The following is a 21,525-nucleotide window of genomic DNA, read 5'->3' as shown; positions in this document are numbered from 1 at the left end:
CATTTAATTTCGAAATTACTGAAAGGTATCCGTTTCCTTTTTATTTGCAAGTTCTCTTAGATTTAGGGAGTTGCTTTCTAACTATCCGTGTGTACCAAATTAAACTTTAAGCGAATGCGAAACCATGTTCAAAATACTATGCTGACCAAAAATAGGTTTCTATTTATAGCATGGTGCATAGTGGCTTCCTTTGGAGCTTACTTTAGTATGTATGCATTTAGGAAACCTTTTATTACGGGACTATATGAGGGGATGTACTTATGGGGAATGGATTACAAGTCAATTTTGATCATAGCGCAAGTGTTAGGGTATATGATTTCAAAATTTACGGGGATCAAAGTTATTTCTGAATTGAAGCCCAGTCAAAGAATTAAATTGATCATCGGATTGATTCTGTTTGCTGAACTGACGCTTTTAGGTTTTGGCCTGTTGCCTTATCCATATAATTTTGTATTTCTATTTTTCAATGGCCTGCCCCTGGGAATGGTGTGGGGAATCGTTTTTAGTTTCTTGGAAGGAAGGAAGTTTACGGAAGTCTTGATATTTGGCTTGAGCATCAGTGTGATTATTGCCTCAGGGCTCTTGAAAACCATTTACTTACAAGTGTTGGAATGGTTTCCCTGGATACCGGAATTTTGGATGCCTTTTACCATTGGGGCTTTGTTTTTGCCTTTGTTCATTGTATTTGTATGGATGTTATCAGTCATTCCGGCTCCCACAGAAGAGGATGTTACATTGCGGACTGAACGGATTCCCATGAATAGGAGTAGGAAGGTCAAGACGTTCCGGTTTTTCAGTTTTGGAATGATAGGGATGGTACTTATTTATGCATTGCTCTTGACCATGAGGGACTTTAGGGATAACTTTTCTGTGGAGATCTGGAATGAAATCGATCCTGATTGGGAAAAAAGTGTCTTATCCATTACTGAATTGATATCAGGAGTAACGGTATTGGTATTGATAAGTCTATTGTCATTGATTAAAAATAATAAAATTGGTTTTTGGGCTACCTCGGCTTTGGTGGCTATAGGGCTTTTCGGTCTGGGTCTTTCCACTTATCTCTATGAAGCTGGCGTATTATCTCCTTTTTACTGGATGGTCTTTTTAGGGATTGGCCTATTCATGGCTTATACACCCATTCAGACAGTGTTTTTCGATAGGATGTTGGCTTTGTATAAATTCAGGGCCAATGCTGGTTTCTTTATCTATATCTGTGATTCAATTGGTTATCTAGGGAGCGTCTCTTTGTTGATGTATAAATCTTTTTTCATGCAAGATTTAAACTGGCATCATCTATTGGTAAATTTTAGTTATGGTGTGGCCATTTTTGGCTTGCTGTTTCTTGTTATTGCCATGAATCATTTCAGAAGGATTAATAGTAGAGGAGTGGTGCGGAAGAGCCAAAATTATTTGACAGCTTTTGAAAGTGGCTCATAAATTAAAGTTTGAAGCTGTTTATAGTTCGAATATTCCCTGCTTGGAGTCGTGTTTCTTTTTACAGCAGAATTGGCAACCCATGGATAATGGGTAAATTCTTTTTGATTTACCAATAGCTTCACTGAAGTTTTCAAAATAACCCAGAAATAATTGCTGATTGGCATTGGGCAATAACTGACATTTTTCATGGTGGACTTCATGGTATCCATCTGAGTAGGCCATAGAATTTACGTAAAAGCGATTTTTCATGTTTGATTAAAGTATTAGAAGTTAAATATCCTAAATCTATCCCTGATAAATATACCGTAATTGGGGTATTTTTAGTTTATGGTGGAGATCATGCTGAATTTATTGTTTATAGATTATTTTTAAATCTAGTAAACGTATATGTTTTAGTATTATTGAAAGTATTACTGATATTTTTTGTTATTAAAATTCTTAGATAATATAATCAATAAACTGGATTTGCTTTTTTATTAAATTGATTACTAAAATATAATGAAAACAATATTTAAAAGGAATTTATTTGATTCAATATTGGAGAGTTAAATCACTTTTTCTCATTTACCAGCCAAGCGTAACAAAAGGGCGGTGATTTTGGTGTTAGATGATCTTTAAAGTGTAGTGATGAATGGGGAATTAACTCATACTATTTTTTAGTTCATTTTTGTATTTGTTACAATTTCAATCCAAAAAGAAGCACGACTATCCAAGAATTGTGGGTTTAGGTAAAACTATTGAAAATGTAATTCTAGTAGATCAGGTACTTTGTCTATTTTTTTGCATTATCATTATCAATAAAGTCTATAATTTTTTATAAATAATTTAATATATACGTCTATAATTGTTTATTTGTTAATAATTGTCAATTAAGTGTGTGAAATTGTTAATTAATGGTTAGTGTTTTTCAATCGTTTTCGTGAAATTTATAGAGTATCATCAAACGTATAGCTATATGAAACCTTTAATTGATAGTTCTCTTATAAAATTGTTAAGTTCGGTTGGTATCGAGGACATCCAAAAAGTAGGGGGGAAGAATGCTTCCCTTGGAGAGATGTTGAAAAATCTGACCCAAAAAGGCGTAAAGGTACCGGAAGGTTTTATTGTTACTGTAGATGCTTACTATCAATTTTTGGAAGAAGGAAATATCAGGGAAGATATAGAGTTGATATTAGCAAATATTGATGTGGATGATTTGATCTCTTTGGGGCAAAAAGCTCAATTGATCAGAAAGACGATCTCAGAAGCGCCTATGTCAGCTACTTTGCAGGGGATCATTGAAGAAGCTTACTTCAATTTGTCCGCTACCTATGGTGTAGGGAAGGCTGACGTGGCTGTAAGGTCATCTGCTACCGCTGAAGACCTGCCGGATGCTTCATTTGCAGGCCAACAAGATACCTATTTAAATGTAAGAGGTATAGAAGACCTGATTTTAAGTATTAAAAAATGCTTTGCTTCTCTATTTACTGAAAGAGCCATTAGCTATAGGCGAAAGCGCAACTACCATGATCTAAAAGTGGGGATTGCTGTGTGTGTTCAAAAAATGGTGAGGTCTGATTTAGGGGCATCGGGAGTTGCATTTTCTTTGGATACTGAGTCGGGGTTTAAAGATGTGGTCATGATCAATGGATCCTATGGATTAGGGGAAATGGTGGTTCAAGGGGCTGTAAAACCAGATGAGTTTTTGGTCCATAAACCAAAGCTTAAAGCCGGTTTTCCTGCGATTATAGAGAAGCAATTGGGGACGAAGGACCATCAAATGGTTTATTCCATGGTGGAGGGCAAGAGGGTAGAAATCTGCCCGGTTGGTCCTGAGAGACAAAGAAGGTTCTGTTTAAAGGATGAACATATCCTACAATTGGCCAAATGGGTTTGCGTGATAGAAGAACACTATAGTATGGTACACAATAGATGGTGTCCTATGGATGTGGAATGGGCTTTGGATGGACAAAGTGGAGAATTATTCATCGTTCAATCCAGGCCAGAGACCATCCATTCCTCCAAAAAGCATTCAGATGTAAAGCTATTCCATTTGGATGAAAAAGAAGATAGCTCCAGGGTATTGCTTAAGGGAATTGCAGTGGGAGATGGGATAGCAGCTGGAAAAGTTTTTGTAGTAGGCGAACATGATGAATGCCATGATTTGATTCATAAGGTGAAGAAAGGGGATGTGTTGGTTACGGATATGACCGATCCCGACTGGGAGCCAGTGATGAAAAAGGTTTCAGGCATTATTACCAACAAGGGAGGACGTACCTGCCATGCAGCAATTGTGGCCAGGGAATTAGGGGTGCCGGCAATTGTGGGCTGTGGTAACGCCACGGAAATATTGACCCCCAACCTGACGGCAACAGTTTCTTGTGCAGAAGGGGAAGTAGGAAAAGTGTATAAGGGGCACCTGAATTACAGAGAGGAAATTTTGGATTTGGAGAGTCTTCCTAAAGTGAGTACCCCTGTTATGTTTAATATTGGTTCGCCATCCAGTGCCTTTAAATATGCCCAATATCCGCACTGTGGGGTTGGTTTGGCCAGGTTGGAATTTATCATCAATAATTATATTAAAGTTCACCCTCTGGCCTTACTAAACCACCGGGAAATTAATGATGAGAAACTTTCGGAAAAAATTCACCAATTGACCAGTGCTTATGATTCTGAGGAGGATTATTTTATTGAGAAGCTTTCTTTTGGGATTTCAAAAATAGCGGCTGCATTTTACCCGCAACCGGTTGTAGTGAGGTTCTCGGACTTCAAGAGCAATGAGTACTTCAACCTGCTTGGAGGGAATTATTTTGAGCCAGTGGAAGAAAATCCTATGATTGGCTGGAGAGGTGCTTCCCGCTATTATTCAGAGAAATTTAAGCCTGCCTTTAACCTAGAGTGTCAAGCAATCAAAAAGGTCAGAGAAGAGATGGGCTTGGATAATGTGATCTTAATGATTCCTTTTTGTCGTACTGTAGAGGAACTCGTGAAAGTCAAAGCAGTGATGAAGAAGCAAGGCTTAGAACAGAAGAAAAATAATTTAAAGGTCTATATGATGGCAGAGGTTCCTTCCAATATTATCCTTGCGGATGAATTTGCCAAACATATTGATGGGTTTTCCATTGGCTCCAATGACTTGACCCAACTCACTTTAGGAATAGACCGAGACTCTTCTTTGGTGGCCCATCTTTACGATGAAAAACATTCAGCCGTCAAAACCATGATTAGGATGCTTATAGCTGCCGCAAAAAGAAATAACGTCAAGGTGGGGCTTTGTGGTCAAGGTGCCTCTGATTTTCCTGAGTTTACGGATTTCTTGGTAAAAGAAGGGATTGATACCATCAGCATTACCCCTGATGCTATTTCCAAAACCATTCAGGCCGTTTACCAAGCAGAAATCAGAAAGGCCATTTAAATGAATCAATGATTTCGTTAGTTTCATCAAAAGCGGGAGTTAAAACCTTCCGTTTTTGATGTGATTAATTTTTGGCCATATGATTAATATCTTTGTTCTCAAGTATTTTTTTACGGTATGGATAGAGGCTAACTTCAATCATGGCCTTACCCACATTCGTGGTAGTGGTCACTGATGATAATTTCTTTAGAAAAGGAAATAAGGGTTTGGTGATAGCATACATGGTGTTGTACCAGCCTGTTTTGGATTGGATACCTTTTTCGGGTAAAATGACACCAGGCCTAAATGCATAAGCATCTTTAAATCCATGTTTCAAGATCATGTTTTCCGTTTTGCCTTTCACCCTGGCCCACATCATGCGCCCACTTTCAGAACTATCCGTTCCTGCGCCAGAAACATAATTGAAAATACTTTCCGGATTAAGTCGATATAAAGTATCTGCAAAGACCTTGGTCATTTGATAGGTGACTTTGATGTAGTCTTCTTCATTCATGCCTAAGGCAGAGGTTCCTAAGCAATAAAAGCAGGCATTGTATCCTTTAAGCTCCTCCTCGATTTGATTAAGGTCATAAAAATCCTCAATAACTATTTCTTTGAGTTTGGGATGGGCGATTCCCAGCGGACTTCTATTGATGACCAATATTTGTGTTACACTAGGGTGGTCAAGACATTCAAGAAGTACGGCACGACCCACCATGCCGGTTGATCCTGTAATAATTGCTTTTATGTTCATTATTCTTTGATCCTATATTAGTTGGGGTAATTCTTCCATTCATCGTGCTTAGCCGAAATGTTGATACTGGTCAATTTTTATTATAGTGGGATTTTTCCGGTTTAAGCATTCGAGCGATTATACTTAAAACGGATCGGAGGAGTAATTCGTTGAATACTTTGATTTACTACTTCCTTATTGTTAAGGATTTTTCAATTTATGCCCTATTGGAGCAGATTTAATATTTTTTTATCATTAGTAAAATTACTAGGTGTTTAAATAATTTTTAGAAAGATAAGTTTACTAATATTAAAATAGAGTCTCATAAGATAATTGGTTGATCTTTTAGGAAATGAAGTTGTTTTTGTGTTAATTGAGAGTGTTTTGAAAATAAATAGAAAGCTTTTAAAAGTTTATTATTGATAAAAAAAATCAAGTTAAATTATTGTTGTCACTAATATTACTCCCAAAATGATGAAAAGGCTATTGTTGACCCTTGTGGTGTTCCACTTGGCTTTACAGGCAAAAAGTGAAATCTGGTTGCCTTCCATTCTATCTGATAACATGGTACTACAGCAAAATTCCAATGCAACCATTTGGGGTTGGAGCACACAGACCACTGAAAAAATTACGGTAACCGGATCTTGGAATAATGAGCCATTAGAAACCACAGTAAATCAAGGAAAATGGTCAGTGGAACTGCCCACGCCAAGTTATGGAGGTCCATTTACAGTAACCATTAAAGGGCATCAAGAGATTGTTTTAAAAAATATCCAGATCGGAGAAGTTTGGCTTTGCTCCGGCCAGTCCAATATGCAATGGAGCGCAAACAATGGCTTTGACCATGCAGAGGAGGAGGTAAAAGCAGCCAATTATCCTAATATTCGCTTTTTCAGCGTTCCAAGACACAATTCTGAAACTTTGCAAGATAACTCACCGGGGGAATGGACAGTATGTACTCCCGAAAGTATGCGGTCTTTCAGTGCCGTTGGGTACTTTTTTGGTCGTGAACTTCTGGAAGAATTGGGAGTGCCCATCGGTTTAATCAATAGCAGCTGGGGAGGTACTCCCATAGAAATCTGGTCACCCTTAGGGTTGGTGGAAAAGCCTGAATTGTTAAACGATGCTGCGGAGCATATAGCGGAAAACCAATGGTACTCCAAAACCCCCGGATCGGCTTATAATGCGATGATCAACCCTTTGGTTCCTTTTGACATTGCAGGATACCTTTGGTATCAAGGGGAGTCTAACAGACAAAATGCCGATTATTATTATGAAACCTTCCCTATGATGATCAACTCGTGGCGAAAGGCCTGGGGAAATGCTGATTTGCCATTTTACTATGTACAGATAGCACCCTTTGACTATAACAACAATGATTTGGAAGACTTGGAACCAGCAGTGGTAAGGGATGCCCAGTTAAAGACCATGCAGCAAGTAGCCAATACAGGTATGGTGGTTACCAATGACATTGGTAATTTGAAAAACATTCATCCTGGAAATAAACAGGAAGTAGGAAGAAGGCTTGCTTTATGGGCTTTGGCAAAAACCTATGGGGTAGAGCATATTGAGCCAAGCGGCCCCGTTTTTAGTAGCATGGAGGTGAATAAAAATAAAATCATTGTCCGTTTTGATCATGCTGAGGGAGGCTTGGTTGCAAAAGGAAAAGATGTACTCGAATTCTATATTGCGGGAGTAGATCGGAAGTTTTATCTAGCCAAAGCAAAAATAGAGGGAAGTCAAGTAGTTATAAGTTCCAAAGAGGTCAAAGAACCTGTTGCGGTGCGGTTTGCCTTCTCTGATATTGCCCTGCCCAATCTTTTCAACAAAGATGGCTTACCCGCATCTGCTTTCAGAACTGATGACTGGGAGCTTAAATAAAATAAATGTTTAAAGTTCTTAAGCAGACAGATAATAGATTATTCCTATTTAATTCTCACTAAATCAACAACTTATGATACTTAAAGAGGGGCGGGTTTTCCTAAGCAATTATAAAAATGGTCTAGCCACTTTCATCGTTTTATTATTAGGCTTCATTCCTGTCATTGCCCAGAATATCCATGAGGATTTTATGTTCAGGGATAAAATCCAACCGGTAGATGAAAGTAACATTTTTCGCTCGGAAGACTTTTTCAATTGGGGAGGCTCGATTATTAAAGGAGATGACAATCAATATCATTTGTTTTACTCCAGATGGCCCAGGGATACAAAATTTACAGGCTGGCTGCTTTACTCAGAAGTGGCTCATGCTGTTTCTGCTTCACCATCAGGCCCGTGGACATATAAAGAAACAGTACTGAATGGTAGAGGAAAAGGCCACTGGGATGCCATAACTGCCCACAACCCTAAAATCAAGTATTTTGAGGGCAAGTATTATTTGTACTATATCTCTACAAATTTAGGAAATAATATAGCCTATTCTGGAGAGGAACTCCTAGAAACAAGTTTGACAGGCTATACACATCCTAATTGGAAAATTTTAAGACCCAATCAAAGAACAGGCGTTGCCGTGGCGAATTCACTTTCAGGTCCTTGGGAGCGCATGGATACTCCATTGATAGAACCATCGGGACCGATCACCACATTGACAGTGAACCCGGCAATCGATAGGGGAAAGGATGGGAAATACTATCTTATCGTCAAAGGAGACAAACCGAATGATACTAATTTTACAAGAAATCAGGCTTTGGCAATAGGCAATCATCCCGCAGGTCCCTTTGTTATTCAGGATCAGCCGGTGATTGACTATTTGGATACAGAAGATATGTCCTTATGGTATGATGATCTTCGAGGTAAATATTTCGGTATTTTCCACGCTCATACTTTTATTGGCTTAGTAAGTTCAGAAGATGGAATTCATTGGAATAAAAACGATGAATTTGAGATTATGCCAAAAGAAATTCCAATGAAAAAAGGGGAAAAGCTCAATCCTGACCGAATGGAACGACCAAATGTATATCGGGAGAATGGAGATATTCAAGTGCTGTTATTGGCCTGCAAGAAGGGCAATGACTCATTTATAGTTACAATTCCAATTAAACCTTCAAAATGAGAAAGTACCTAATAGGATTACTACTGGCTTCAGCTTTTTCCTTTGGCTGTCAGCATTCCCAAGAGGAAAACAAGGGAATCATGCCCGAACCTTCTACCTCTCCAAGTAAAACTCAGCTTGCACAGATGGAACGAAAATATGGTATGTTCATCCACTTTGGGGTGAATACCTTTCATGATATGGAATGGACAGATGGCTCAAAAGAAGCTTCAAGCTATAACCCAAGTAACATAGATGCGGAACAATGGATAAGGACCGCAAAGGAAGCAGGAATGAAGTATGTGATTTTGATCACCAAACATCATGAAGGTTTTTGTCTTTGGGACAGCGAATTGACCACCTATGATGTCGCCTCATCACCCAATTCTACCAATGTGGTGGAGGAAGTGGCCAAAGCATGTAAAAAATATGATATTGGGCTGGGTTTATATTACTCCCTTTGGGACCGAAAAGTAAACTCGAATGTGGAAGCCCCAGACCAAGACAGTACTTACAATGAATACATGCTCCACCAGATTCAAGAGTTGATTGACATCACTGAAAAGCATACCTCGATTGTTGAGTTTTGGTTTGATGGGGGATGGGTGAAAGAAAATTCAAGGTGGCCCATCAAAGCACTTTATCAAGCCATAAAGCAGCGCGAGCCTGATTGTCAAATAGGAGTCAATTGGTCTATAGGTCTGCCCAACGATCCTGACCACCATCCGGTCAAACCTGAAGAACAAAAAGAAGGGTTCCCCATCCGGTATTTTCCCAGTGATTTTAGATTGGGAGATCCCTACCTACCTGCAGAAGATGATCCCAAAATATTTACCTATGATGGCCAATCCTATTACATGCCTTGGGAATCTACCGTTTGTATGAGTCAAAGATGGTTTTACAATACGCAAGATACCGTTTGGAAATCCTTGGATGAACTGGAAAAGCTTTATCGAAAAGCCACCGCCAATGACAATATTTTGATTCTTAATTGTCCACCCAACAGGGAAGGCAGGTTGAGGGAAAAAGATGTAGAAATACTAAAGTCCTTGAAGGAGAGGCTTTCAATTTAACCATATAGAAAAATATGATGCTTATACGTACTTCATTATTGTTTTTGGCGATGGTATTTTCAGCTAATAAAGCTATGGCCCAAAACCAACAACCGAAGAAAAAGAACCAACCCAATATTGTTTTTTTCTTTGTGGACGATATGGGTTGGCAGGATACTTCTGTTCCTTTTTTTAAGGAAGTGACTGAGTTAAACAAACGCTATAAAACCCCCAATATGGAGCGGATGGCCCATGATGGGATGAAGTTTACCCAAGCCTATGCAAGCGCGGTTTGTTCCCCTTCAAGGATCAGTTTGATGACAGGAATGAATGCGGCCAGGCATCGGGTGACCAATTGGACCTTGAAGAAAGATGTATCACCAGATACTGAAAATCCAGTTGTGGAATCACCCCAATGGAATGTCAATGGACTCAGTCCTGATTCATCGGTTCCTTATACCATTAGTGCCAAAACTTTACCCACACTCCTTAGTAAAGGGGGATACCAAACAATCCATGTGGGTAAAGCACACTTTGGTGCTGAGGGAACTCCTGGGGAGGATCCTTTAAATTTAGGTTTTAAGGTAAATATTGGAGGCCATGCTGCAGGTGGTCCAGGGAGTTACCTGGGAATCCATGATTTTAGTGCAGATTGGAGAGATGCTGGAAACCACATTTGGGATATTCCTGACTTGGAAAAATACCATGGACAAGAAATCTATTTGACGGAAGCTTTGACCCGTGAGGCTTTAAAAGAAGTTAGTAAATCAGTGGAAAAAGAGCAACCTTTTTACTTGTACATGTCACATTATGCGATCCATGCTCCCTGGGAAAAGGACAAACGCTATTATCAAAAATACATTGAACAAGGGTTTAGTGAACACGAAGCGACATATGCCACCATGATTGAAGGTATGGATAAATCACTTGGAGACATAATGGACCATTTGGAAAATTTAGGGGTTTCGGATAACACCATTATTGTATTTATGTCCGATAATGGTGCCCACAAGCAGGTGCCTCAAAACAAACCCTTGAGAGGTCATAAGCTCAGTCCATATGAGGGAGGTATTCGGGTGCCACTTTTGGTAAAATGGCCAGATGAAACCAAGCCTAATTCAGTTAATGAGGACTATGTGATAATTGAGGATATCTTTCCAACTTTTCTCGAAATGGCTGGACTCAAGGAAGCAGCTCAAACGAGCATGGATGGTCATAGCTTTGTTAGAAAACTTAAAGGAAAAAAGTCATCCAATACAAGACCATTGCTTTGGCACTATCCCAACACTTATTATAATCCCCCTTATAGTGTGGTAAGAAAAGGTGACTGGAAATTGATCTATCACCATGTAGATCAAAAATTGGAGTTGTATAACCTAAATGACGATATAGGCGAGTCCACCGATTTAAGTGAAAAGGAATTGGATAGAACAATGGAAATGGCCCAGTTGATGACCAAGCTCCTGAAGGATACAGACGCACAAATGCCGACTATCAAAGCCACAGGAAAACCAGTTCCCTATCCCAGTGAGCTTTTGAAATAAAGATTAAGATAAAAATTGAATAAAATGAAAATGAAATTATTCCAGACATTAATGCTATTGGCTTTGGTGTTTGGTTGGAGTAAAACCATTCAGGCTCAGACTTACACGGCTTTGCAGGATTTGAATATTTCACTCAGTGAGCAAACTTACGCTGCTCCTGTGAAAAACCGTTCAGTAACGGGAGAGGAGCTATCTATTGGTGGGGAGTATTTTTCTGATGGCATAGGAGTACATTCCAATTCGGTCATTAAGATTAAAATGAACAATGGAAGTCACTTTTCTGCTAAGGTTGGAGTGAATGATTCGAAGGTTGACTATGAGTCAGAAAATATAAAAACCATACCGCTGACAGATGGTAAGCGTATTTTTTATGAAGTAACGTCCAGCAAAAAGCAGTTTGTTGGCGTGGAAGGGGAGAATGGTTCCGTAGATCAGGGGTCGGTCATCTTCAAATTAGTTCATAATGGAGAGGAAATATATAACAGTGGGATCATGCGAAAAGGTGATGCGGCCAAATCCATTGATTTAGATGTAAAAGGTGGTGTACTGGAGCTTATTGTTGAGGATGCTGGAGATGGGCCGAGTGGTGATCATGCAGTTTGGGTAGAGCCAAAAATTGAATTTTTCGAAATAGCCCCAGTGATCAAACCAGGTGATTTTGTAGGGGAGAAGGTTGAACAGAATAGTGTGGTAAGGGAATACTTACTTGGAAAATTAAGTAAATTAAAAGCGGTGCAACTGCCGCTTGGCCAGCCGAATTATGATTGGCTAATTGATCATTCAAAGGCTAAGGCTGAAGTATTAAAAAGTGGAGAGGACCAACTAGTGCTCAGCAATGGGCTGATTGCAAGAACTTTTAAGTTAAGCCCTAACTTGGCAACTATTGATTTTACAAATTTGATGACCGGAGAAACCTTGCTCCGTGCTGTGTCCAATGAAGGAGTGCTGACCATTGATGGTCGGAGTTATGATATCGGCGGATTAAGCCCCCAGCCTGAGTATGGCTACACGCTGATGAAATGGACAGAGGAACTGATGGCTACCCAAAACAGTTTCCAGATCCAGGATTTTGAAGTGAGGGAAATTACGGACAGACTGGTTTGGAAAAGGGTTCGCTGGGCCATGAACAAAGAGATGCCAAGCGGAAAAGAGGTGGTTTTTACGCTTGAAAAAGAGGGTATCTTGGTCAAGGTTCACTTTGCCTTGTATGATGGTATCCCGACGCTTTCCAAGTGGATAGAAGTAATTAATGACAGTGATTTGATCGTGCAGCTGAACAGCTTTAAGTTGGAGCAGTTGGCCATGGTGGAAGGAGAAAACTTGGTGGAGACTCCAGAGAATTGGGTGAAGCCCAATATCCATATCCAAACAGACTATGCTTTTGGTGGGATGCAACAGAAAACCTCCCAAGAGACCGTTTTTTGGGAAAAGGACCCAAGGTATACCACACAGACTAATTATCCACTCAACCTGCCTTGTCTATTAGAAGTCAAACCGCCATTGGGACCAGAAACTGCCATAGCAGTAGGTGATACCTTGAGCACATTCAGGGTGTGGGAATTGCCGATGGATTCTCGCGATGAAGAAAGAAATGGCTTGTTTATCCGGAAGATGTACCGGACCATTTCTCCATGGACCACAGAAAACCCCATCTTCCTTCACTTGACCTCTACGGACCCTGAGGTGGTCAAAACAGCAGTTGACCAATGTGCCGAAGTCGGCTATGAGATGATCATTCTGAGCTTCGGTAGTGGTATGGACATGGAGGATGAGTCTGAAGAAAATTACAGAAAATTCCGTGAATTAAGAGAATATGCCAATGCCAAGGGCATAGAGTTAGGCGGTTATTCTTTGCTTTCCAGTCGTTGGATCAGTGAGGAAGTGGATGTGATCAATCCTGAGACAGGCAAAAGAGGAGGGATGATCTTTGGTTCCTCTCCTTGTCTCAGCAGTGAATGGGGTTATGATTATTTCAGAAAGATCAAGAAATTTTTTAACCAAACTGGGATGCAAGTATTTGAGAATGATGGTTCTTATCCAGGCAATGTCTGTGCGTCTACCAGCCACGCCCATCACAATGGATTGGGGGATTCCCAGTGGAAGCAATATGCCCAGATCCAAGGGCTGTATCAATGGATGAGGGCTGAAGGCATCTATATGAATGTACCGGACTTCTATGTCAATTCAGGTACCAATAAAACAGGAATTGGCTACCGAGAAGTCAATTGGTCCTTGCCTCGAGAAAGACACCTGATGCATGGGCGGTTGAACATTTATGATGGGCTATGGGACAGGATACCCAGCATGTGTTGGACGTTTGTGCCCTTGACCCAATATCATGGAGGTGGAGCAGCGGCTACCTTGGAGCCTCTAAAAGATCATTTGAAGGATTATGAAAACCATATGATGCAAAACTATGGTTCTGGTGTTCAGGCATGTTACAGGGGGCCGAGGTTATATGATGCTCCAGAGACCAAAAAATTGGTCAAGGAAGTGATAGGTTGGTACAAGGAGTACAGAAATATTCTCAACAGTGATATCATTCACCTGAGAAGGCCATCAGGAAAAGATTGGGATGGCTTTATGCACGCCAATCCGGCCTTGAAAGAAAAGGGACTGGCCATGTTCTTTAACCCAACGGATAAGGAAATGGTCAGGGAAATCAAGCTTCCTCTTTACTACACGGGCCTGACAGATGAGGCAAAAGTGCGGGAAAAAGAAGGAAAGAGCGTTAATTACACTTTGGATCGGGAGTACAATATCCATCTAAAAGTCATTATTCCTGCCAATTCCTATACTTGGTATGTAATTGAATAACGTTCAATTAGCTTGCAATTAAAGAAACAAAAGGCTGTCCCATCAACGTAGATATTTGATGGGACAGCTTTTTTGGAGTGTTCTTGATGAACTGCTTTACTCCTGGACTGGGTAGCCTTTATCGATCCAATCGGTTTTGACATTATTAAGGATGGCCAAGAGCTTATGGTTCTTAAAGCCCAATTCATTGAGGGTTTTGAAAGCTGGCCTTACGTTGGGACATTTTTGTAGAGGACAGCAGCCACAATACAATATGATTTCGGTATCCTTGGAGAGTTTGTTTACCGCCAAGGTAAGCTTCTTGATATTGCTTGGGTCTTGACCCGGTCCAATGTCCTTGGAGCCTTTGATTACAGCTTGGGGACCTATGCTTAAGATCAAGGGGAGCTTTTCTTTACTTTTTTCCATTCTTTGGCTCAGGTCGTAGGGGGAGACCATTTGTTTGGCTGTCCAAGGTTCAGCAGACTGAAATGAAACCAAGATGACCAATATCAATACAAAGGCTGAAAAAAAGCGTGGATAAGTTTTTGGTTCCTTCATTATAGCTTCAGGTTTTGACTTTGGAATTTAAACCATTAAGGTAACATTTTTTGGTTTGAAAAGGCAAAGAAGGTTCCAATGTAAAACTGTTTCCCATTTCCCCAAAGCGTGGAATATCGTGTGGAGTAGCTGTCGGACAATTTATAAATTGAGTCCAATGATTTAATTTAATTAATAGGTCATCGGATGATTTATTTATTAAGTTACTATCTACTCTACCCAATGGTTACCGTAACTCTTTAATAAAGAAAACACGGGTTAAACACGGGATAACTATGGGTTTGCATGGGATTATATAAAGGTCAAGTTTTATTTACCTCAACGCATACTGGATAAATTATCTGCTATGATGCCAGTAGTCATACAGTCTTTGCTCAAGTGGTGGGAAGCTTGTCTAACTGCCAAGTAAATCAGAAATCTGAAGACCGAAGCAGTTGATACTTTAATCAAAAGGGTAGTTTCTACTCGCTTTTAATCTTTACTGGTGAAATTGCTTAAATATATATAAATTATTAAAATAGTTATGTTTTTTATTAATATATATGTTTTTATATAGTTAAATAGTGTAAAAATATTTATTTTAATGTTGAAAAATAGGGTTGTTGGCATAGTGCTTGCATTTTTAAGGGTAACGAATAATGATAAATTAATCGCTAACCAAAATTTTAACAACCATGGAAAACTTACAAAATAAAAGAGTAGCCATTCTAGCCACGAACGGATTTGAAGAATCAGAATTGACCAGTCCCAAACAGGCTTTGGAAGAAAGCGGGGCTAAGGTAGATGTTGTTTCTTTGGAAACAGGGTCAATCAAAGGATGGAAGAATGGCAACTGGAGCAATAGTGTGCGAGTGGACAAAACGCTGGAAGAAGTTTATGAAGAAGATTACGATGCCTTGGTGCTGCCAGGTGGAGTGATCAATCCAGACCAACTCAGGAGGAGTGAAAAAGCCATCCAGTTTGTTAGGGCTTTCTTTAAAAACCATAAACCGGTAGCCGCTATCTGTCATGGACCACAGGTCTTGGTGGAAGCGGATGTGGTCAATGGTAGAAAATTGACTTCTTTCCATTCCATCAAAACCGACCTGATGAATGCAGGTGCCAAATGGTTTGATGAAGCTGTAGTGGTGGATCATGGTTTGGTTACTTCCAGAACCCCTGATGACCTTCCCGATTTCAACAGAAAATTGGTGGAAGAAGTCAGAGAAGGCACCCACAGCAGACAAATGGTATAATAAGAATTGGATAATTTAAGACAGAAGAGCCAGCGTATTATTTGCGCTGGCTCTTCTTTTATTTTATAATGGTAATTATTTTGATTAATCTTTGACGCAGCGAACGGAAGCTGCCGTAGGATTGAACCGAGAGCGTCTTATCCCATCAATGGAGTAGCGGAATTCACGGATGTATAAAGCGTTATCTTCTATATGGCTGCCTTCAATAGGTGTCCATATATATGCAGCTTCATATTCATCCTCGAATGTGGAATAATAAGTAACTCCATCAAATTCATCATCAGGATATACATAACCGTATGGTAAAATTGTAAAACCGTATTCGTTGGTGGCGCCCGTATTTACATAATTGAAGTTGTCATCTGGAAAAGGCCATTCTTCAACTGCTTTAAGTTTTCCCCCGATGTTTTGTGTAGCACCTCTAGTGTATAAGCCACTCTCGAATTGATTCTCCGGTAAACCTAAATAAGTTTCTAAACTACGCCAATCTTCATCTGTAGACACATGCCAGTTGCAGGGGCAAATGTTCCTTTCATCATAATTGGCAGCCTCACTGTAATAGAGCATAGTTGACCGATTTTGTACGGCAAAGCTCATATTGGGTTCAGTAATGTTTTCAAATATTTGTTCAGTCCTAAGTGTTAGGATATCCTCACCATTACAGAATTTGGTTGTGTTCAGGTCTTCGGCCATCCAATACTGCTCACCTATTTTGACCACTTTATATTCATTCCCATCTGCATCGGTCACACTGGTGATCTCTTCCTCACCCCCGATCTCAAAAAACTCCTCATGGTATTCAAATGGCCCGATGGCCAGCTCGATCAGGTTGACGGTTCCCTGAACTTCGGTCAGCTTAAGGTAGAAGTGGTAATGGTTGTAGGCCGCAATGTCCAGTTCCTTTTGCAGTGCTTGTCCATTGAAGTTTTCATAGATGGTCAGGGTAGGGGTCAGTCCATCCTTGACGTAGGCATAGAGGGTAAAGCCCTGATCGCAGATCTCCAGCTCGTGTTCCCCGTCGAGGTTGGCAGAGAGCACAAATTCCTTTTTGACGGTAACCAGACCGTAATCTGTGCTTCCCTGAAGGCTGATGTCAAGACTGGTTTCTGCTAGGGTAAATTCCCCTGAAATGGTAAAGGGCAGGAACGCTTCAAAATCGCCTCCGGTGACTTCAGAAAATACGGTGTATTCCCCATAAGGCAGTTGGATCTGGTAGGCATCGGTAAAGTCATTGGGGTTGTACTGGAGGGAATATTCTGCGCCTGTTTCTTTATGGGTAATGGTCAGGGTAGCGGATTCCTTAAAGATATGTTTCCATTCGGAGTCTTCAAGCATCCGGGCATTGGGAGATAGGCCTCCAAAATGGGTAAATGATATGGCTGAAAAGCTGACCATTCCCATTTTGGGCGCCTCAAGGTTTTCCTGCACACAGCTGGTAGCAAGCAGGAAGAGAAGGGATAAGTAATAGATTGAATTTTTCATAGGAGTAGCGGTTATATTGATGTTTTAGTCTTTGACACAGCGGATACTCAAAATATGGCCATCTCGTGCTCCATCAGAGCTACCCATTCGGTAAATGGCCGAAACTTCTTCAGGTGATACTGAGAAGCCTTCAGATTGTATACTTCTCATTTTTAACGAATCTTCTTTGGGGGACCACCACCAGGCAGTGAACGAAAAAGCATTCCAGCGAAGTCCTTCGCCTGTTTCGTCAATGTCATAAATCCAGCGGCCATTTGGGTAAGCGGTAAATCCCGTGGAGTTGGTGATGTTCAATTCCGGAGGTACCGCACCATAGATGTCAGGCCAATCCAGTGCCATGAGTTGGTCGGCTGCTTCTTGGTCGTAGCCTCTTCTGCGGCTATAGAGGTCGGACTCAGGTATACCTAGGTAGCGCTCAAGCTCCATCCAGTCTTCATCGGTCGATATATGCCAATTGCAAGGGCATATATTTTTTTCATTCCTTGCTACTTCTCGATTATAGTAATAATTGTTTTCGGAGGTGTACCTATCCGCTTTTATGAAGGCATAATCAGGCTGTTCGTTGAAGCCATAGGGCATGGTAATGCCAGGTGGCATAAATGTTTCCAAAGGTGTACCATCGCAATAGGTAGTATTTCTTAAGTTTTCTGCCATCCAGTATTGTTCACCAATCTTGACCACTTTATAAACATTCCCATCGGCATCGGTCACGCTTTTGATCTCTTCCTCAGCACCGATCTCAAAAAACTCTTCATGGTATTCAAAGGACCCGATGGCCAGCTCGATCAGGTTGACGGTTCCCTGAATCTCGGTCAGTTTGAGGTAGAAGTGGTAATGGTTGTAGGCCGCAATATCCAGTTCCTTTTGCAGGGCTTGTCCATTGAAGTTTTCATAGATGGTCAGGGTAGGGGTCAGTCCATCCTTGACGTAGGCATAGAGGGTAAAGCCCTGATCGCAGATCTCCAGTTCGTGTTCCCCGTCGAGGTTGGCAGAGAGCACAAATTCTTTTTTGACGGTGACCAGACCGTAATCTGTGCTTCCCTGCAGGCTGATATCCAGGCTGGTTTCTGCCAAGGTAAATTCCCCTGAGATGGTAAATGGCAGGAACTTTTCAAAATCCCCTCCGGTCACTTCGGAGAACACGGTATATTCCCCATAAGGCAGCTGGATCTGGTAGGCATTGGTAAAGTCATTGGGGTTGTACTGGAGGGAATATTCTGCACCCGTTTGTTTATGGGTAATGGTCAGTGTAGCGGATTCCTTGAAGATATGTTTCCACTCGGAGTCTTCAAGCATCCGGGCATTGGGTGACATTCCTCCAAAGTGGGTAAATGATATGGCTGAAAAGCTGACCAAGCCCATTTTGGGTTGTTCGATGTTTTCCTGCACACAGCTGGTGGCCAACAGGAAGAGAAGGGATAGGTAATAGATTGAATTTTTCATAGGAGTAGCTGTTATGTTTATGTTTTAGTCTTTGACGCAGCGGATACTATAAACTGCATCACTGGATGGGGATTCCAAGTTTCTATAAATGGAAGGAGCATATGTGTATTGGATATATAGTTTTCTATACATTATTAAAGAAGAATTATTTATAGGAGTCCACCATCTTGTTTCTTTTGTCCCTCCAATCATAACGATTCCTTCGCCGGTTTCATCAAAATCCCAATACCAATATCCATTTGGATACGCGGTAAATCCAGTAGAATTGGTAACGGTAACCTTAGGATCTACATCCCCATAGATTTCTTCCCAATCCAATGCCATTAGCTGACCGGCAGCATTTTGTTCTTGTCCTCTAATACTATTAAGTAGTTCATTTTCAGGAATTCCGATATAACGTTCCAGTTCTAACCAGTCCTCATCGGAAGAAATATGCCAGTTACAGGGACAAATGTTCTTTTCGCTTTTTGCTACTTCGTAACTGTAGAAATAATTATTTTCTAATGTATAAGGATCTTTTCTGCTTATTACAAAATCTGGTTTTTGATTGAAACCTAAAGGAAAGTTTCCTTTTAGGGCAGTTATTGTTTCCAAGGGTGTACCATCGCAATAGGTAGTATTTCTTAAGTTTTCGGCCATCCAGTATTGTTCACCAATTTTGACCACTTTATATTCATTTCCGTCAGCATCGGTCACGCTGGTGATCTCTTCCTCACCCCCGATCTCAAAAAACTCCTCATGGTATTCAAATGGCCCAATGGCCAGTTCGATCAGGTTGACGGTTCCCTGAACCTCGGTTAGTTTGAGGTAGAAATGGTAATGGTTGTATGCCGCAATGTCCAGTTCCTTTTGCAGTGCTTGTCCTTTGAAATTTTCATAGATGGTCAGGGTAGGGGTCAGTCCATCCTTGACGTAGGCATAAAGGGTAAAGCCCTGATCACAGATCTCCAGCTCGTGTTCCCCGTCGAGGTTGGCAGAGAGCACAAATTCCTTTTTGACGGTAACCAGACCGTAATCTGTGCTTCCCTGCAGGCTGATGTCCAGGCTGGTTTCTGCCAAGGTAAATTCCCCTGAAATGGTAAATGGCAGGAACTTTTCAAAATCCCCTCCGGTCACTTCGGAAAATACGGTATATTCCCCATAAGGCAGTTGGATCTGGTAGGCATTGGTAAAGTCATTGGGGTTGTACTGGAGGGAATATTCTGCGCCCGTTTGTTTATGGGTAATGGTCAGTGTAGCGGATTCCTTGAAGATATGTTTCCACTCGGAATCCTCAAGCACCCGAGCATTGGGAGATAAACTGCCAAAGTGGGTAAAGTTAATCGTCGAGAAGCTGACCATTCCCATTTTGGGTGCTTCAAGGTTTTCCTGTACGCAGCCAGTGGCCAGCAGGAAAAGGAAGGAAAGGTAATAGATGAAGTTTTTCATGATGTTAGCGGTAATATTGATATTTTAGTCTTTGACGCATCTTACTTGACCATAAGTCGAGGGGTGGTCTATTTCTATCGCAATTCCAGAACTATAATTACTTAACCATCTCCATAGTATCTCAACTTCCTCCTCACATTCGCACTCATCTCTATTATCATGATGAATGGTAGATGTCAGATAGTAGGCAGATGTAAGTTGACTTTCACCTGTTCTTTTATAGGGTAGTGCTGAAAAACCTGACTCGTTGGTGGCTCCTACATTAGGACTTTCCCAACCTTCTATAGACTTTAATTTGCCACCAACATTTTCTTCACTACCACGCGTGATGGAAAGGTTTATATCATCATTAACATCATCAGATATGGTGATTCCGAGAAATTGCTCCATTGTTTTCCATTCTTCATCAGATGGTAAATGATATCCACATGGACATAATTTTCTAGGGTCAGCGCCTGCATAGTAGTTGTACATTATACCATTATCTGCATTGACACGCATAGCCGGTGTATAGAGGTTTGGTTGATTTGGATTTAGGGCAATGGGATCCCCGTTATTGTAATAGGTTGCTTTTAGATCTTTGGCCATCCATGTTTGGTCACCAATTTGTACGACAGGGTATTGATTACCATTGATATCATAGACATAGCCATCTTTATCACCGCATCCCAAATACCCTACTTCAAAAAACTCCTCATGGTACTCAAACGGCCCAATGGCCAGCTCGATCAGGTTGACGGTTCCCTGAACTTCGGTCAGCTTAAGGTAGAAGTGGTAATGGTTGTAGGCCGCAATGTCCAGTTCCTTTTGCAGTGCTTGTCCATTGAAGTTTTCATAGATGGTCAGGGTAGGGGTCAGTCCATCCTTGACGTAGGCATATAGGGTAAAGCCCTGATCGCAGATCTCCAGTTCGTGTTCCCCGTCGAGATTGGCAGAGAGCACAAATTCTTTTTTGACGGTGACCAGACCGTAATCTGTGCTTCCCTGCAGGCTGATATCCAGGCTGGTTTCTGCCAAGGTAAATTCCCCTGAGATGGTAAAGGGCAGGAACTTTTCAAAATCCCCTCCGGTCACTTCGGAGAACACGGTATATTCCCCATAAGGCAGCTGGATCTGGTAGGCATTGGTAAAGTCATTGGGGTTGTACTGGAGGGAATATTCTGCACCCGTTTGTTTATGGGTAATGGTCAGTGTAGCGGATTCCTTGAAGATATGTTTCCACTCGGAGTCTTCAAGCACCCGGGCATTGGGTGACGTTCCTCCAAAGTGGGTAAATGATATGGCTGAAAAGCTGACCAAGCCCATTTTGGGTTGTTCGATGTTTTCCTGCACACAGCTGGTGGCCAACAGGAAGAGAAGGGATAGGTAATAGATTGAATTTTTCATAGGAGTAGCGGTTATATTGATGTT

The 21,525-nt window shown here is 41.0% G+C and carries 15 protein-coding genes; 8 read left to right on the top strand and 7 right to left on the bottom strand.

The genetic code is table 11. The features are described 5' to 3' along the window. Window positions 1–114 precede the first annotated feature (114 nt). Window positions 115–1,437, top strand: a complete 1,323-nt coding sequence (locus IFO69_RS12160; RefSeq protein ID WP_192010364.1) for a DUF5690 family protein — start codon at window positions 115–117, stop codon at window positions 1,435–1,437. An 18-nt stretch (window positions 1,438–1,455) separates the two neighbouring features. On the opposite strand, the gene IFO69_RS12155 is transcribed toward IFO69_RS12160, so the two are convergent. After that, window positions 1,456–1,686, bottom strand: a complete 231-nt coding sequence (locus IFO69_RS12155; protein ID WP_192010363.1) for a hypothetical protein — start codon at window positions 1,684–1,686, stop codon at window positions 1,456–1,458. Window positions 1,687–2,392: 706 nt separating this feature from the next. Here IFO69_RS12155 and ppsA point away from each other — a divergent pair. Continuing rightward, window positions 2,393–4,831, top strand: a complete 2,439-nt coding sequence (gene ppsA, locus IFO69_RS12150) for a phosphoenolpyruvate synthase (protein WP_192010362.1) — start codon at window positions 2,393–2,395, stop codon at window positions 4,829–4,831. A gap of 64 nt (window positions 4,832–4,895) precedes the next feature. Here the strand turns inward: ppsA and IFO69_RS12145 are convergent, their stop codons facing one another. Beyond that, entirely contained in the window at window positions 4,896–5,564 is a 669-nt protein-coding gene (locus tag IFO69_RS12145) for a Rossmann-fold NAD(P)-binding domain-containing protein (protein WP_225444115.1), read from the bottom strand. Window positions 5,565–6,014: 450 nt separating this feature from the next. Between IFO69_RS12145 and IFO69_RS12140 the strand changes: the two genes are divergently transcribed. The 5 genes from IFO69_RS12140 (at window position 6,015) to IFO69_RS12120 (ending at window position 13,987) form a co-directional block, all read left to right on the top strand. Further along, window positions 6,015–7,424 carry a sialate O-acetylesterase gene (locus tag IFO69_RS12140; protein WP_225444114.1) on the top strand — a complete coding sequence of 470 codons (1,410 nt, stop codon included), beginning with the start codon at window positions 6,015–6,017 and terminating at the stop codon, window positions 7,422–7,424. 73 nt (window positions 7,425–7,497) lie between these two features. Further along, entirely contained in the window at window positions 7,498–8,595 is a 1,098-nt protein-coding gene (locus IFO69_RS12135) for a glycoside hydrolase family protein (protein ID WP_192010361.1), read from the top strand. Continuing rightward, on the top strand, window positions 8,592–9,647 hold the full coding sequence (locus tag IFO69_RS12130; protein ID WP_192010360.1) for an alpha-L-fucosidase: 1,056 nt from the start codon (window positions 8,592–8,594) through the stop codon (window positions 9,645–9,647). Before IFO69_RS12135 ends, IFO69_RS12130 begins: the two co-directional genes overlap by 4 nt. Window positions 9,648–9,661: 14 nt before the next feature. After that, on the top strand, window positions 9,662–11,170 hold the full coding sequence (locus IFO69_RS12125) for a sulfatase (RefSeq protein ID WP_192010359.1): 1,509 nt from the start codon (window positions 9,662–9,664) through the stop codon (window positions 11,168–11,170). Window positions 11,171–11,194: 24 nt separating this feature from the next. After that, window positions 11,195–13,987, top strand: coding sequence for an NPCBM/NEW2 domain-containing protein (locus IFO69_RS12120; protein ID WP_225444113.1), 2,793 nt, complete (start codon window positions 11,195–11,197; stop codon window positions 13,985–13,987). 96 nt (window positions 13,988–14,083) lie between these two features. Here the strand turns inward: IFO69_RS12120 and IFO69_RS12115 are convergent, their stop codons facing one another. Then, complete coding sequence (locus tag IFO69_RS12115) at window positions 14,084–14,527, bottom strand: rhodanese-like domain-containing protein (protein ID WP_192010358.1); 444 nt, start codon at window positions 14,525–14,527, stop codon at window positions 14,084–14,086. A gap of 674 nt (window positions 14,528–15,201) precedes the next feature. Between IFO69_RS12115 and IFO69_RS12110 the strand changes: the two genes are divergently transcribed. Next, a complete protein-coding gene (locus IFO69_RS12110) occupies window positions 15,202–15,762 on the top strand; it encodes a type 1 glutamine amidotransferase domain-containing protein (protein WP_192010357.1) in 561 nt (186 codons plus the stop codon). An 84-nt stretch (window positions 15,763–15,846) separates the two neighbouring features. Here IFO69_RS12110 and IFO69_RS12105 read toward each other — a convergent pair whose 3' ends face one another. The 4 genes from IFO69_RS12105 to IFO69_RS12090 are packed head-to-tail and all read right to left on the bottom strand — an operon-like array spanning window position 15,847 to window position 21,501. Beyond that, complete coding sequence (locus IFO69_RS12105; RefSeq protein WP_192010356.1) at window positions 15,847–17,244, bottom strand: fibrobacter succinogenes major paralogous domain-containing protein; 1,398 nt, start codon at window positions 17,242–17,244, stop codon at window positions 15,847–15,849. 24 nt (window positions 17,245–17,268) lie between these two features. Then, window positions 17,269–18,687: a fibrobacter succinogenes major paralogous domain-containing protein gene (locus IFO69_RS12100; protein WP_192010355.1), complete on the bottom strand. Its 1,419-nt coding sequence runs from the start codon at window positions 18,685–18,687 to the stop codon at window positions 17,269–17,271. A gap of 24 nt (window positions 18,688–18,711) precedes the next feature. Beyond that, window positions 18,712–20,115, bottom strand: a complete 1,404-nt coding sequence (locus IFO69_RS12095; RefSeq protein ID WP_192010354.1) for a fibrobacter succinogenes major paralogous domain-containing protein — start codon at window positions 20,113–20,115, stop codon at window positions 18,712–18,714. Between the two features lie 24 nt (window positions 20,116–20,139). Further along, on the bottom strand, window positions 20,140–21,501 hold the full coding sequence (locus IFO69_RS12090) for a fibrobacter succinogenes major paralogous domain-containing protein (RefSeq protein ID WP_192010353.1): 1,362 nt from the start codon (window positions 21,499–21,501) through the stop codon (window positions 20,140–20,142). Between the last annotated feature and the right edge of the window lie 24 nt (window positions 21,502–21,525).

It is taken from the genome of Echinicola arenosa (genome assembly GCF_014841125.1).
GTDB lineage: Bacteria > Bacteroidota > Bacteroidia > Cytophagales > Cyclobacteriaceae > Echinicola > Echinicola arenosa.
Note: the sequence above shows the minus strand (reverse complement) of the source record. Positions and strands in the feature narration are given on the sequence as shown.